The sequence below is a fragment of the Nostoc sp. DSM 114167 genome (assembly GCF_052692655.1).
In genome coordinates this window covers 6,037,806-6,052,318 of record NZ_CP195116.1, presented here as the reverse complement: position 1 = coordinate 6,052,318, position 14,513 = coordinate 6,037,806, and the positions used below count along the sequence as shown (strand labels likewise).

Annotated in this window: 13 protein-coding genes and 1 pseudogene; 10 read left to right on the top strand and 4 right to left on the bottom strand. The window is 41.2% G+C overall.

Annotated elements, in window-relative coordinates; genetic code table 11:
* The first annotated feature begins 242 nt into the window (after positions 1-242).
* The gene (locus NSTC731_RS25750; protein ID WP_445627414.1) at positions 243-1,313 is read left to right on the top strand and encodes an FAD-dependent monooxygenase; all 1,071 of its coding nucleotides are present in this window, start codon (positions 243-245) and stop codon (positions 1,311-1,313) included.
* A 43-nt stretch (positions 1,314-1,356) separates the two neighbouring features.
* The gene (locus tag NSTC731_RS25745) at positions 1,357-1,851 is read left to right on the top strand and encodes a hypothetical protein (RefSeq protein ID WP_445627413.1); all 495 of its coding nucleotides are present in this window, start codon (positions 1,357-1,359) and stop codon (positions 1,849-1,851) included.
* 82 nt (positions 1,852-1,933) lie between these two features.
* Here NSTC731_RS25745 and NSTC731_RS25740 read toward each other — a convergent pair whose 3' ends face one another.
* On the bottom strand, positions 1,934-3,118 hold the full coding sequence (locus tag NSTC731_RS25740; RefSeq protein WP_445627412.1) for an AbrB family transcriptional regulator: 1,185 nt from the start codon (positions 3,116-3,118) through the stop codon (positions 1,934-1,936).
* 34 nt (positions 3,119-3,152) lie between these two features.
* On the opposite strand from NSTC731_RS25740, the gene NSTC731_RS25735 reads away from it, so the two are divergent.
* From NSTC731_RS25735 to NSTC731_RS25720, 4 genes and pseudogenes are all read left to right on the top strand, one after another.
* Positions 3,153-3,293 carry a hypothetical protein gene (locus tag NSTC731_RS25735; protein ID WP_445627411.1) on the top strand — a complete coding sequence of 47 codons (141 nt, stop codon included), beginning with the start codon at positions 3,153-3,155 and terminating at the stop codon, positions 3,291-3,293.
* Between the two features lie 6 nt (positions 3,294-3,299).
* Complete coding sequence (locus NSTC731_RS25730) at positions 3,300-3,473, top strand: Uma2 family endonuclease (protein ID WP_445627410.1); 174 nt, start codon at positions 3,300-3,302, stop codon at positions 3,471-3,473.
* 94 nt (positions 3,474-3,567) lie between these two features.
* Positions 3,568-4,749, top strand: a pseudogene (locus tag NSTC731_RS25725) (DUF262 domain-containing protein).
* A 10-nt stretch (positions 4,750-4,759) separates the two neighbouring features.
* Positions 4,760-5,326, top strand: coding sequence for a HEPN domain-containing protein (locus NSTC731_RS25720; RefSeq protein WP_445627409.1), 567 nt, complete (start codon positions 4,760-4,762; stop codon positions 5,324-5,326).
* A gap of 81 nt (positions 5,327-5,407) precedes the next feature.
* Here the strand turns inward: NSTC731_RS25720 and NSTC731_RS25715 are convergent, their stop codons facing one another.
* From NSTC731_RS25715 to NSTC731_RS25705, 3 genes are all read right to left on the bottom strand, one after another.
* Positions 5,408-5,758, bottom strand: coding sequence for a DUF1257 domain-containing protein (locus tag NSTC731_RS25715; protein WP_094350625.1), 351 nt, complete (start codon positions 5,756-5,758; stop codon positions 5,408-5,410).
* 141 nt (positions 5,759-5,899) lie between these two features.
* Complete coding sequence (gene ycf46, locus NSTC731_RS25710; RefSeq protein ID WP_322671475.1) at positions 5,900-7,411, bottom strand: stress-responsive protein Ycf46; 1,512 nt, start codon at positions 7,409-7,411, stop codon at positions 5,900-5,902.
* 87 nt (positions 7,412-7,498) lie between these two features.
* Positions 7,499-7,852 (bottom strand): hypothetical protein, encoded by a 354-nt coding sequence (locus tag NSTC731_RS25705; RefSeq protein ID WP_322693424.1) that lies wholly within the window; start codon positions 7,850-7,852, stop codon positions 7,499-7,501.
* 444 nt (positions 7,853-8,296) lie between these two features.
* On the opposite strand from NSTC731_RS25705, the gene NSTC731_RS25700 reads away from it, so the two are divergent.
* From NSTC731_RS25700 to NSTC731_RS25685, 4 genes are all read left to right on the top strand, one after another.
* Positions 8,297-8,827, top strand: a complete 531-nt coding sequence (locus NSTC731_RS25700) for a hypothetical protein (protein WP_445627408.1) — start codon at positions 8,297-8,299, stop codon at positions 8,825-8,827.
* Positions 8,828-9,009: 182 nt separating this feature from the next.
* Entirely contained in the window at positions 9,010-10,164 is a 1,155-nt protein-coding gene (locus NSTC731_RS25695; RefSeq protein WP_334999430.1) for an NAD-dependent epimerase/dehydratase family protein, read from the top strand.
* A gap of 233 nt (positions 10,165-10,397) precedes the next feature.
* Complete coding sequence (locus NSTC731_RS25690; RefSeq protein ID WP_445627407.1) at positions 10,398-11,528, top strand: glycosyltransferase family 4 protein; 1,131 nt, start codon at positions 10,398-10,400, stop codon at positions 11,526-11,528.
* A gap of 273 nt (positions 11,529-11,801) precedes the next feature.
* Entirely contained in the window at positions 11,802-14,399 is a 2,598-nt protein-coding gene (locus NSTC731_RS25685; RefSeq protein ID WP_445627406.1) for a GAF domain-containing protein, read from the top strand.
* Positions 14,400-14,513: the final 114 nt, after the last annotated feature.

Sequence of the window (14,513 nt, the reverse complement as noted above, 5' to 3'; positions counted from 1 at the left end):
TTATTGAGCTTGTTATAAGGAGCCTTATCATTTCAGTTAAATACATCTGATTATTAGCGTAAGCGTAGCCCGCACTTCGACACCTTTCGGCTTCGCGGTAGTTGAGCGCAGTCGAAACTCAAGGCAAGAAGCTCAGTGACCACCGCAGGCATCGCCCTTCATAAACAACTTTTTGGCTTACTATTTAAGATAATATCTCAATCAAGTATCATCTAAACAAGATTAAATCAAGAGAGTCACAGATGGTTTCTTCCAACAGCAAGATAGGTATTATCGGCGCAGGGACATCAGGAGCTTATCTTGCCAGTTTGCTTATTCAAGAAGGGTTTCAAGTTGACTTGTTTGAAAAAGCGCCCGTAGTTCGTACCGATGGATGTGGTATTCTTATTGTCCAATCAGGTATGCAAGCACTTCATCAAGGAAATCCTCAAATCAGCCAAAAAATTATTAACTCAGGCGATCCTGTAAAATACTTTGAGTTTCGCAACCTTAAAGGTGGATTCATCAATTCAGAAACCGTCACCTATGCTGAAGATGAATTACCAGGAATGCTCGTACACCGGAAAGCGATTTTAGAAGCAATTATTGATACTTTACCCCTTAATAATATTCATTTTAACGCTCAATTAGCTTCGATAACGCAGACTAAGAATAGTGCGATCGCACACTTTAAAGATGGAAGTCACTGGGAAGGGGATTTGATCGTGGGTGCTGATGGCATTCTTTCTAAGGTTCGGCAGTTTGTGGTTCCGAATGTAAAACTATGCTATTTAGGCGATCTAGTTTGGCGAGGGATTGTGACAGATAATAGCTTCTGTCCAGAAGGAAACTTTTTTGTTTATGTACGCGGTCGGGGAATTTATGCAAATTTCTTTCATATTGGGGGAAATCTGACTCATTGGGGTTTCTTTATAGAAAAAGAGCAAACGGGTTCTGAAATAGGCGCACTACAACCGACTGATATATCTATTCCTCCCGAAGAATTAGCCAAACTCCCAGAGGATGCACGAAATGTAATTGAGTCAACTCCTGTGGAAAATATTATCTGTCGTTATTCCTATGACATCGATCCCCTGCCTCAATTGTATGATGGTCGCGTTATTTTAATTGGTGACGCGGCTCACGCCAAAAGTCCGACTCGCGCTAGAGGCATGACTTCAGGTTGGGAAGATGGTTTGGCTTTAACGCAACATATCAAGTCTAGTGGTAGTATTGCCGAAGCTTTGGAAAATTATCAGACGGAAAGATTACCCATTGTCCATGAATATCAACGCACCAGTCGGGAAATGAGCCAGAAAATTGGTCGTCGTTAGCCAAGGCGAAACTTAAAGTAAAATTAGTTTTTATCTAAAATTAATGAGTAACGATCCTGTAATGAGCGAAAATACCATCACCTCGGCGATATCTGTCGATCTGGAGAAAGTTCCAGAAATTTTTACACGTCATATTGGCACTTGGAAAGGTGAGTATATCAAAACTGATAAAGGCGGACATTTTTCCCGCAGCTTTTTCGGTAGTTTTACCATCTTGATTGAGGGAAGCCAGTACCGACAGGTTAACAATTATGAATATTCAGATGGCTCTCACCTCCAGCTTAATTTTGAAGGATACTTTGAAGATAGAATTCTGAAATTGTTTTCTAGCAATTATTCTGACTTTTCGTCCATCGCTTGGGATGCTGGTCAGGACACAATTTGCTTTCGGGTAACGAAAACTCAAGATAACGTGCTGATTAGATTTATAGAAACAATGACTTTACTTGATGAAAATCACCGAGTTCGTAGTACCCAAATTTTTAAAGATGGTATTTTTGATGGCATCTCCTTTATTGAAGAAACTCGTTTTTCCTAAATAGATTAGATAGTCCTAGATTTGAGCAAGGAAAGTTCCAATAGAGCAAAATTGGGTGATTTGACCTTTATTTTTCATAAAATTAAACTGGTTCAGAAAGTTGCTTATCCAGACGGCGAAACAAAAACAGCCAAAGCGGTAGAGAACTATTAATCGCGATTAGTCGTACTAAATGACCAGTTGTGACAATTTCAACATTATGATTTAATGCCAGGGAAACCAAGATCATTTCTGCCGATCCTCCTGGCGCTGTGACTAAAAGACAGGTTAACCAGTCCCAAGAAGTTAATTGCATTGCAAGTATAGCAGCGATCGCTCCAGCTACGAGAGTCATCCCCACAGACATCAAGGCATAGGCAACAGTCCGCTTTCTCAAGTTAGGTTTGTCTCCCCAATATTCACCAATTGTAATTCCCAGGAGCATTTGACCCAATAAATTTATTATTGGCGGCGGACTAAAGCTAATATCACCTACAAAAGGCAGCCAATGTAGCAAAGGATTAAACCCAATACCAATCAACAATGCACCAAAGAAATCGCCAGCAGGTATTTTAAATAATATAGCTGGATAAACTACTAATCCAGTAATTACCAGTACTAACAAGAGTAATTCTAGTTGAGACGGATCGAGATTGAGCCAAGCAGCTTTGATTGGAAGTGTTTGCGGATAATCATTACCAACTGATGTCCTAGCGATGAAGGGAATTAGAACAACTACACAGGTGACGCGAATCGCCTGAACTAAGGCAACCAAGCTCACATTTTTATTGTAATCGGCTGCGATCGCAGCCATAATTCCTACACCACCAGGAACTGTAGCCAGCATTGCTGTAAATAGGTTGGTTTTGCTGGCGCGGGAGTAAATGTAACCGATACAGCCTCCACTCAGCAGCAAAAACAGGGTAAGAAAAATAAATATAGGAATACCGGAAGCAACACTCGCTAGATTAGCGTGGGCATTGGAAGCACCGACAGTTAAGCCGACAAGTGCCATTCCCACTTTTCTAGCAGTGCGATTAGGTTGGGGAGAATATTGATAAAAAATTCGACACCCTTGGAGAACCACTGTACCCGCGGCAATTCCGCCAAATATCCAGGCAATCCTACCAATTTGGAACTTTGCGAGGAGTAAACCCAGAGGTAATGCCAGAAGCATTTCCAAGACAAGCACAATTAGTTGCTTCCCAAATAGCTGCTGTTTGGTAACAACAGGATTTTCATGAGTGTGTTCTTCCAGGCTGGGAGTAGCACTTAGACTTTGATTCATCGATACTAAGCTTTTTTTTAAGTCTAAGCTATAGGTGCAAAAGTGGATCTCCGGCGATGCGATCGCACTTTTGCAAATTAGCAGAAACAATCAAGATCGTATAGGTGTAGGGTTTAGTTCCAGTGGTGGGTTGATGATGGCTAATGGTGTGATCCGATACCAGCAAAACTGCTAAATAAGTATGCACCAGTTTGTGATTAAATTGTGTTCTAAGAGCGATCGCTTACAAGTTTTGCAAGACAAGATGCAAGAGTATATAGAGAATGGCACACAGCTTGGTTGGTTAATTGATAGAAAACAACGCCAAGTTTTTATTTATCGTCCTAATATTGCAGTTGAAGTATTAGATAACTAAGACACTGAATGAAGCAAGATGCTATAAGTGTAGGGTATAAGAGTATCATGTCTTAGTAACCCATCAGTGCATAGTAAAAGCAACAATTATTTTTATGGATAATAACTATCCTTTTGATGAAGAACAAATTTGGTTTAATGATTATGCTGACGAAGAAGATGATTTTCAAATTGATGAATATGATTTAACCTCTACACCAAATGATTTTAATGTAATAACAATTTACAATTTTATGGAATCTGGTGCTGTGAAAATCCCAGGATTTCAAAGAAATTATGTTTGGGATATAAACAGAGCATCTAAGCTGATTGAATCAATAATTTTAGGTCTACCAATTCCACAAATTTTTCTCTATGAAGAAGCAAGAAATAAATTTTTAATTATTGACGGTTAACAGCGATTAATGTCTATATACTATTTTATTAAAGGTAGATTTCCCCTTAAGGAGAAACGTGTTGAACTAAGAAGAATATTTGAAAAAGATGGTTTTATTCCTGATAAAATATTGAGTGATGATAATTATTTTAGTAAGTTTGATCTAAGTCTTCCACAAAAGCTCCCCGAACAGCCTAATAAATTTAAAGGGCTTAATTACTACACTTTAGGCGACTACAAAACACAGTTTGAGCTTAGACCTATTCGGAATGTAATAGTTAAGCAAAATTTCCCTAAAGATGATAGTTCTTCAATATATGAAATATTTAATCGTTTAAATTCGGGTGGTGTTAATTTGTATCCACAAGAGATTAGAGCCAGCTTATATCATTCTCCTTTTTACGAAATGCTTAACCGTCTAAATATGGAAGAAGGATGGCGAAAATTATTACAAATGAATGAGCCAGATATTCATATGAAAGATGTTGAGCTTTTACTTCGAGGTTTTGCCATGCTAATTGATGGAGAAGATTATGCCCCTTCACTACCAAAATTTTTAAATAATTTTTCAAGAAGGAGTAGAAAAAACACTCAAGCTCAAAATGATTATCTTGAGAACTTGTTTAAATCATTTCTAAGGCAATTTGAATCTTTACCTGAAGATCCATTTATTGGAAAACGTAACAAACGCTTTCATATAGCACTTTTTGAAGCTGTTTTTGCCGGAGTATGTAAACCAAGATTTTTACACCATGAATTTTTAGATTCTCCTGTAGACATTAGTAAAATTAGGCAAATAGAAACCGATGGACAGTTTATAAAGGCTTCCTCAGAAGGCACAACAAAAAAGACAAATGTTGAAATTCGTTTAAAACGGGCTAAAGATATTTTAGATATTTAAGGGTAGAAAAGTGCTAGAAGAAACAGGTGTTGATAGGCTATATAAAGAGTTTAAAACTTTAATAGAATATATTGAACAAGGAAATGAAATATCACTCCGAAATACTGTAGATGAAAATTTTAGGAAAGCTTTACTCTTGTCCGCAGCAAGTTATTTTGAATACCGTATAACTAATGATATTATCGAGTACATTGGTGAAATATCTAACAAAAACGAGCTTTTAGTTTCCTTTGTGAATAATAAAGCTATAAGTAGACAATATCATACGTATTTCAATTGGAAAGATACAAATGCAAATAGTTTTTTTGGTTTATTTGGTGATATATTTTCAAATTTTATCAAACAAGAGGTTAAAAATAGTGAGCAACTGAGTTCATCTATTAAAGCATTTCTTGAAATAGGACGCGAAAGAAATAGATTAGTTCATCAAGATTTTGGTACATTTTCTCTAGAAAAAACGTCTGATGAAATCTATCAACTTTATAGAGATGCACTAGTATTTGTGAATGCTTTACCTCATAAACTTCGCCAATGCTTACAAAAAAATGAAGCCGAAAAAATCGGGACTGAGAAATAAATCTCAGTCCCGATAAAAAAGCGGGCTAACCGCTATTTATATGGTTAACCCGTGCAGCTTTGGGAACGCGCAGAGAAATTGTTATTGCAATACCAACTTCACATTGGCGTTTTGCAGACCGCGCTGTTTCACTTCAGCCAAAGTTTTGTTAACGGCATACTTTTGGTTGATTGAGTTGATCAACTCGGTTTGGTTGTGCTTCTTAGCAACGCCCCACAGGTCAGCGATTAGGTCAAAAGAACCATCGCCATTGCGAGACCAGCCGAGGTCATATTCGCCTTCCAACACGGCAACGATGTCAGAACGGACACGCTGACCGTTATAACCACGGACATCAGCTTCAGTCTTTACGCTGATACCGAGGTCGCGCAAGGAAGCCTTGAGGATTTCGGCATCGGTGATTTTGGTACGCAGGGTGCTAAAGTGAGACATTTGGGTTTCCTCCAATGAGAAGATTGAGAAAAACGACAACGGTTTGTTTTGGGCGAAGCCGCGCTTAACAGGATGCGGCTTTTCTTATAACTGCTAGCATCTTCTGCTAGCCTTTCCCCCTGGGATGGCAGAGGAAAGCTTTTAAAACTCCATTCGCTGATATTCAGCTACGGAGGATGCTGCGGGGCGTGCGCGCTGTCTGGCCCAATCTCTCAGAGCCGTTACTTGTTCTTGCATCGTTCGAGACAGCGGCAATGTTGCCTTCAGTGCAGCAATAATATCTAGTTGGGTGAACTCCCGATCTTGGGCAAAAGCTTCATACATTGCCGCAACGATCGCTTGCTCTATTTCTGCCCCAGAAAAGCCATCAGACATCTTGGCTAGTTGCTCAAGGTCAAATCGAGAGATGTCTTCACGGCGCTTGGTCAGATGAATATTGAAAATCTGCTGCCGTTCTTCCGGTGTGGGCAGATCGACAAAGAAAATTTCATCAAATCGTCCTTTCCTCAAGAACTCGCCAGGTAAGCGTTCTACTCTGTTGGCTGTTGCCATCACGAACACTGGTGATTTCTTATCTTGCATCCAAGTCAGGAAAGAGCCGAAGATTCTACTTGAAGTCCCCCCATCAGAATCAGATGAACCTCCACTACCAGCAAAGGATTTATCTAATTCATCGATAAACAAAATCGCTGGGGAAATAGATTCTGCTGTTTTCAGGGCGTTTCGCAGATTTGCCTCACTTCGTCCCACCATTGAGCCGTCGTAGACTCGCCCCATATCTAACCGCAACAGTGGTAAACCCCACAGCCGGGAAGTAGTTTTAGCAATCAATGACTTACCGCAACCGGGAACTCCTAGAATTAACATCCCCTTTGGTTGAGGCAAACCGTACTCTCTCGCTCTTTCTGTGAAAGCGTTAGAGCGTTGCTTGAGCCATCTTTTTAACTCTTCTAAGCCACCTACAGCATCAATAGTTTCATCTTCTTCAATGTATTCTAAGATGCCATTGCGCCGAATTAGTTGCTTTTTCTCAGATAAAACTATGTCTACTTCATCTTCCGTTAAACGCTCTTTAGTTACCTGTGCCTTACGGTAGACTTTCTCCGCTTCATCTTTAGTTAGACCCAAAGCAGCTCTGAGAAGTTTTTCTCTGGCTTCTGTTGTCAGTCGCCGACCGCGATTTTGCTCTATATGGTGAGTTAAGACTTTATTCAACTCAGCCATATCTGGCAATGTAAAGTCGAGAACGACAACTTCTTTTTCCAGTTCTATAGGTACTTGTTGCATCGGAGACATCAAAACGATGTTCTTTTGCATACCTTTGAAACTAGCGATCGCATCACGCAGCGATCGGTTAGTTGCAGGCGCATCTATAAAGGGATGTAAATCTTTAAGAATAAATATACTAGCTTCTTTCTGTCGGATAATCCACTCAATCGCCGCTTCTGGAGACACGGTATTATGTTGGGTAACATTCCGGGGTTGACCGTACTCAACAATCCCGTGTGTTACTGTCCAAACAAATACCCGACGTTGGGGCTTTAACAACTGGGCGATAGTGGAAATTGCTTGCTCGGCCCGCTCTTCCTCGGAGGTAACAAGGTAGATTAAAGGGTATTGAGCTTGAATTAGGATCTTGAGCTCTTCGTTCATACTTCGACCTACTTGAGACCTTATAGAGACAGTAGAGACATTGCTTCTGGTAAAGACAACCGCATCTGTGAATATCTATTTAGCAAGTTAGCAAGGAACTAACTCTTCCTCACTCTTGGGATTGGTTTCATCTTCATCCATCTCGTTAAGAGAAAGATGCTCTTGACCAACTACTCCTGGTTGATTGCCTAAAGTAACCAGTTCCCCATCACGTAAGACTAGTGAGCTATCACAAGTTGGACATGAATAAACTCTATGAGTCCGCCCATAAGAAGAATCTTCTAACTCATCAACCAATTCTTGATTGGATAGGTAAAAACCAAGGGCACGTTCGGCAAGTTCTGACATTGGCTCGGAATCAACTGCTGAACGAATCTTCAGTTTTCTGTGCAACTCTGGCGATAAATACAAAGTGACCTTTTGCTTAGTTTGCGTTTGCATATAACTCTTTAACGGTCTTACCCGGGTATGTATATCAAGTTATCGGTTCTTTTATTGGTTGTCAAGACAGTAAAACGTTTTAACGTCTATTTCGTTACTTTTATTTACATTTAGGTTTGTTGGCATCATCATTAGTGGCTCTAGTCCCAATACGGTTCGGATAAGCATTTTGAACTCAAAATAGGGTTTGGGGAAAAGGGAAATGGGTTTGCGGTTAAAGGTTTTTATTCCCCTTTCCCCTTTACCCTTTCCCCAAACCCTTTCCCCAAACCCTTTAACCGAACCGTATTGGCTCTAGACCTTGAAATTGAGGGATTTATCGCTCACTACGAATCTCTTAAAATTGATCTGGCAGATTACTAGTTAGCTGATTGAGAATAGTGCAATATCAGAGTTTCTGGTATTTCTATGAAATCAGTGACTTTGGCAAAATGTGTGATGTAAATGGCTACTGCTAATAAAATCTCTAGTTTGGGGCGAAAAATTTATCGGTTTGCTGCCAGCGTTAGCGGAGTCATTGCCCTGTTAATCATGCTGTGGGGTTGTACTGCAAATGATTTTAACGCTGGAGCGATCGCCTGGAAAACTTATAGCAACTCCCGTTATGGCTTTGAATTTCCATATCCGAGTAATTGGACTTCTTTAGCAGCACCAGCAAATGACGATGGAGTTGCGTTTCTTTCACCACAGGATAACTCAGTAGAAATTCGAGGGTGGGCAAGTCAGCAGTTACCAAATTCTATTGTTACAGAGCAAGAATCTGTGAAAAAGAGAAAACCCAACTTTCAAACTGCCCAAGGAGTGTCTGGGGTGCTGGTTGTAGAAGTCGATCGACGACTAGGTTCAATGACACTAACACTAACTCAGAGTCAAGTGAAATACTACTGGCAGGGACGAAGCAAGAGCCAAGAATTTCAAAATTACTATCGTTTCTTTTATTACATTGCCCAACAGTATCGCATTCCGAAATCTTGAAAGATAAACATTGGGCATTGGGTATTGAGAAGAGGCAGACGGGCAGGGGGAATGGTGCAGAGGAGAAGAATTTTCCCCCCTGCTCCCCACTTTCCCCAAAATCCACATCTCTTTCAGAATGATGATTGAGAGGGTACAGAAACCTGATAGATTTAGCTATCAGCGAGTAAAAACTGGTGAAGATGAAAGTCCTGGTTATTGGTGGTGATGGATATTGCGGTTGGGCAACTGCTCTTTACCTTTCCAATCGAGGTTATGAAGTTGGAATTTTAGATAGTTTGGTGCGGCGGCATTGGGATAATGAACTTGGTGTCGAAACTCTCACTCCGATCGCACTAATTCAACAACGTCTCCAGCGCTGGCAAGATTTGACGGGTAAATCGATTGACTTGTTCATCGGCGATATTACGAATTACGAGTTTCTCCATAAAACATTACAGCAATTTCAGCCAAATGCTTTGGTGCATTTTGGCGAACAGCGTTCGGCCCCATTTTCCATGATTGACCGAGAACATGCAGTTGTTACCCAGGTCAATAATGTAGTTGGGACGTTGAACTTGCTGTACGCTATGCGGGAAGATTTCCCCGACTGTCATTTGGTGAAGCTAGGGACGATGGGCGAATATGGTACACCCAATATTGATATCGAAGAAGGGTATATCACCATTGAACACAATGGACGCAAGGATACCCTACCTTATCCCAAGCAGCCCGGTTCAATGTACCATTTAAGCAAAGTGCATGATAGTCATAACATCCACTTTGCTTGCCGGATTTGGGGATTGCGGGCAACTGATTTAAATCAGGGTGTAGTTTATGGCGTCTTAACCGAAGAAACGGGGATGGACGAACTATTGATTAATCGGCTGGATTACGATGGTGTGTTTGGTACTGCACTGAACCGCTTTTGTATTCAAGCAGCAATTGGACATCCGTTAACTGTCTACGGTAAAGGTGGACAAACTCGCGGATTTTTGGATATTCGGGATACAGTTAGATGTGTGGAATTAGCGATCGCTAACCCTGCTGAAGCTGGTGAATTCCGCGTATTTAACCAATTTACCGAACAATTTAGCGTCGGTGACTTGGCATTGATGGTGAAAAAAGCTGGTAACGCTATGGGATTGAAGGTAGAAATCAATCATTTAGATAATCCCAGAGTTGAAAAAGAAGAACATTATTTCAATGCTAAAAACACTAAATTGCTCGATTTAGGTTTACAGCCTCACTTGCTCTCTGATTCTCTCCTCGATTCTCTGTTAAACTTTGCCATCAAGTATCAGACGCGAGTCGATCGCAAACAAATTTTGCCTAAAGTCTCTTGGCACAGAAATTAGAATAAACCCCAGTAAATCGTGGGTTTAAAATTAGTCGTCATATTTTAGCACAATATGACGACTAACCAGTTATTATTTATCAGGCGTATCATCCAGCTACTACTAAATTTGCCGTTGACTATAGTTATTCTGACTGTGCAGAGTTGATTACACCACGCGAGAGAGTCTATTCTGTGTTTGATACCGAAACGCAAGCAAAGCTGAGATTATCTGCCTGGACTGAATAGTTTTTTATGAGAATTGCCCTATTTACCGAAACCTTTTTACCCAAGGTTGACGGCATTGTAACGCGCCTGCGCCATACTGTCGATCATCTCCAGCGCAGTGGTAATCAAGTGCTGGTGATTGCCCCTGATGGAGGCATCACAGAACACAAAGGCGCTAAAGTTTACGGCGTTACTGGTTTTCCTCTGCCATTGTATCCAGAATTAAAAATGGCACTTCCCCGCCCAGCCATTGGGTACGCTTTAGAAGAGTTTAAGCCAGATATTATTCATGTCGTAAATCCAGCAGTTTTAGGTTTATCTGGCATATTTTATAGCAAAATCCTCAAAATACCCTTAGTAGCGTCTTACCATACGCATTTACCCCAATATCTCCAGCATTACGGCTTAGGGATGCTGGAAGGTTTTCTTTGGGAACTGCTAAAAGGCGCTCATAATCAAGCAGCTTTGAATCTATGTACCTCCACAGCAATGGTGGAGGAACTGACAGCACATGGTATTGAACGTGTAGATTTATGGCAACGTGGGGTGGATACAGAATTATTTCACCCCGATTTAGCTAGTGTAGAGATGCGATCGCGTCTATCACAAAATCATCCAGAAAGTCCATTATTACTTTACGTTGGGCGACTTTCGGCTGAAAAAGAAATTGAGCGCATCAAACCAATCTTAGAAGCAATTCCCCAAGCACGGTTGGCATTGGTTGGAGATGGGCCGCACCGTCAAGCATTGCAAAAACACTTTGCTGGCACAAACACTTATTTTGTTGGCTATCTTATAGGACAAGAGTTAGGTTCTGCCTTTGCGAGTGCTGATGCCTTCATCTTTCCTTCCCGCACAGAAACACTAGGCTTAGTGCTACTAGAAGCGATGGCTGCCGGCTGTCCCGTGGTAGCAGCCCGTTCCGGGGGAATTCCTGATATTGTGACAGATGGGGTAAATGGATATCTTTTTGAGCCAACAGCAGATATTCAAGGAGCCATCGCTGCTACTGTTCGCCTCTTAGAACAAAAACAACAGCGAGATATCATCCGTCAAAATGCCCGCCAGGAAGCAGAAAGTTGGGGTTGGGCAGCTGCTACCAGGCAGCTACAAGATTACTATCAAAAGGTGATATTTTCTGAACAGTTGGCAAAATAAGGTATTGGGGCATGGGGTATGGGGCATGAGGCATGAGGGAGATAAACAAAACTCCTAACTCTTGTACAGACGCGATTAATCGCGTCTCTACTTTTAACTCCTAACTCAGCACGGGCTAAACGCCCCGCTATCGCTAACAGCACTCTAACGCCCTATGCCCAAAATCTAAAATCTAAAATTCCGATGACCAAAACAGACTCATGATACAAGCCCATTTATTTATGGGGATTATTAATTTTGAATGCGTGAATTTTTAATTCGGAGCGAAGCAACGTGACACTCCCTAACTCTGGCAGCGTCTTGGCTACATTAACTGAATTGACTCAAGTTAATCGCGCTCATGCCCTACTGCGTCGCGTCAAAGACTTATCTGTTAATGAATTTGTTTGCTTACTCGACTTTATAACTGCTGAGTTCCAACAATTTCTGAGAGCTATTGAACTAATCAATAATGAAGCTCTAGAAACTATGTTGGAGAAAGTATTAGAAGCTATCACACTCAAAATTGGTCAAATTCTCCAAGCAGAACATACAGCCATTTTTTTAGTTGATTACGACAAAGGTCAACTGTGGTCAAAAGTTCCTCAAGATAATACCCAAAAATTCTTAGAAATTCGCACTCCCATTACAGTAGGTATCCCTGGTCATGTTGCTAGTACAGGCCAATATCTCAATATATCTGAAACTTATACTCATCCCCTATTTAGCCCAGAACTTGAAAAACAAATGGGCTACAAAATCCGTAATATTTTATGTATGCCCGTTATCAGTAGCAAAAACCAGACTGTAGCGGTAGTGCAACTAGCTAATAAAACCGGGAATGTTCCGTTTAATCATGATGATGAAGAACGTTTTCGAGACTTTGCCGCTTCGATTGGTATTATCCTAGAAAGCTGCCAATCTTTTTATGTAGCGGCTCGCAATCAAAGAGGCGCAACGGCTTTGTTGCGGGCAACTCAGACACTGGGGCAAAGTTTAGATTTAGAAGCGACTTTGCAGATAGTCATGGAACAAGCTCGAATTTTAATGCAAGCAGACCGCAGCACACTGTTTTTATATCGTAAAGAGCTAAACGAACTCTGGACGAAAGTTGCAGCAGCAGCAGATGGCACAAATTTGATAGAAATTCGCATTCCTGCTAACCGTGGCATTGCTGGATATGTAGCTTCCACTGGTGAAGCCTTAAATATTTCTGATGCTTATAAAGACCCCCGCTTTGACCCGACTACAGATAAAAAAACTGGTTATATAACTCGCAATATTTTATGTTTACCAGTATTTAATTCTGCAAATGAATTGATTGGCGTTACACAATTAATTAATAAGCAACAAAGCAGTTTTACTGCTTCTGATGAAGAGTTTATGCGGGCTTTTAATAATCAGGCAGGAATTGCCTTAGAAAATGCTCGGCTGTTTGAAAATGTGCTGTTAGAAAAACAGTATCAAAAAGATATTTTGCAAAGTCTGTCAGATGCCGTGATTTCTACAGATATGGCAGGACAGATTGTCACGATTAATGATGCAGCCCTAGAGTTGCTGGGTTGTCCGATAGGAGACGCTAATAGTAAAAACAACAAGCTTTTGTGGGAACAAAATTTGATTGGTCGCTTAGTTTGGGAAGTTGTCCCAATTGAAAATCTCCAAATGCGATTAGAAGATAGTCTAAAAACTGGAGCTAAACATTATGTGCCAGAGCAAAATTTGATGCTGGGAGTGCATCAAGTTATGAGTGAGGAGTTAGGAGTTAAAAGTGAAACTCAATACTTAGCATTCAGTACTCAGCACTCAATTTTAGCAGTGCGCGATCGCACCAACCCCGATCTTTTTATTCCTTGGAATCAACCTCTGACTCCCAAATCTGAGTTTCTCACTTATAATCAAGTACAAACATTAGAGCGCAATATCAATCTTACTGTTAATCCCTTGACTAACCCAGAAGGCGGTGTGCGCGGTGGTTTGGTGGTTTTAGAAGACATTACTCAGGAAAAACGGATGAAAACTACCATGTCCCGCTACCTGACGCCCCATGTCGCTGAACAAGTTATGGCTCTAGGGGAAGATGCTTTAATGGTAGGCGAACGCAAGGAAGTAACTATCTTGTTTTCTGATATCCGTGGCTACACAACACTTACGGAAAATCTCGGTGCAGCTGAGGTGGTATTGCTGCTCAATCAGTATTTTGAAACGATGGTAGAGGCGGTTTTTAACCACGAAGGCACTCTCGATAAATTTATTGGTGATGCCTTAATGGCGGTATTTGGTGCGCCGCTACCATTGACAGAGAATCATGCTTGGAGGGCTGTGCAGTCAGCGTTAGATATGAGACGCCGCTTAGAGGAATTTAACCAACGGCGAATTATCCAGGCGCAGCCGCAAATTCGTATTGGCATTGGGATTAGTTCTGGGGATGTGGTTTCGGGTAATATTGGTTCCCGCAAACGAATGGATTACACCGTAATTGGAGATGGTGTAAATTTAAGTTCGCGTCTGGAAGCGGTAACTAAAGATTACGGTTGTGATATTCTTTTAAGCGAATTTACTTACCAATTGTGCAGCGATCGCATTTGGGTGCGCCAGTTAGATAAAATCCGAGTCAAAGGCAAACACCAGGCCGTGAATATCTACGAGTTAATTGGCGATCGCACTACTCCCCTAGATGCCAACACTCAAGAGTTTTTGTTTCATTATCATACTGGACGCGATGCCTATTTATCGCGCAACTTTTCACAAGCGATCGCCTGTTTTGAAGCCGCCAAATCTATCCAACCCCAAGACCAAGCTGTTGATATCCACCTAGAGCGTGCGCGTAATTACCAACAAACGCCGCCTCCAGAGTCCTGGGATGGTATTTGGACAATGCTTACTAAGTAGTCATTGGTCACTTGTACTGAGCGAAGTCGAAGTATTTGTCATTGGTCACTTGTACTGAGTTTCGACTGCGCTCAACTACCGCGTAGTCGTAAAGCCTGCGGCATAGCTACGCTT

Coding starts and splice junctions, on each gene's coding strand:
- NSTC731_RS25750 (WP_445627414.1), top strand. CDS start 243: ATGGTTTCTTCCAACAGCAAGATAGGTATTATCGGCGCAGGGACATCA.
- NSTC731_RS25745 (WP_445627413.1), top strand. CDS start 1,357: ATGAGTAACGATCCTGTAATGAGCGAAAATACCATCACCTCGGCGATA.
- NSTC731_RS25740 (WP_445627412.1), bottom strand. CDS start 3,118: ATGAATCAAAGTCTAAGTGCTACTCCCAGCCTGGAAGAACACACTCAT.
- NSTC731_RS25730 (WP_445627410.1), top strand. CDS start 3,300: ATGCACCAGTTTGTGATTAAATTGTGTTCTAAGAGCGATCGCTTACAA.
- NSTC731_RS25715 (WP_094350625.1), bottom strand. CDS start 5,758: ATGTCTCACTTTAGCACCCTGCGTACCAAAATCACCGATGCCGAAATC.
- ycf46 (WP_322671475.1), bottom strand. CDS start 7,411: ATGAACGAAGAGCTCAAGATCCTAATTCAAGCTCAATACCCTTTAATC.
- NSTC731_RS25705 (WP_322693424.1), bottom strand. CDS start 7,852: ATGCAAACGCAAACTAAGCAAAAGGTCACTTTGTATTTATCGCCAGAG.
- NSTC731_RS25700 (WP_445627408.1), top strand. CDS start 8,297: ATGGCTACTGCTAATAAAATCTCTAGTTTGGGGCGAAAAATTTATCGG.
- NSTC731_RS25695 (WP_334999430.1), top strand. CDS start 9,010: ATGAAAGTCCTGGTTATTGGTGGTGATGGATATTGCGGTTGGGCAACT.
- NSTC731_RS25690 (WP_445627407.1), top strand. CDS start 10,398: ATGAGAATTGCCCTATTTACCGAAACCTTTTTACCCAAGGTTGACGGC.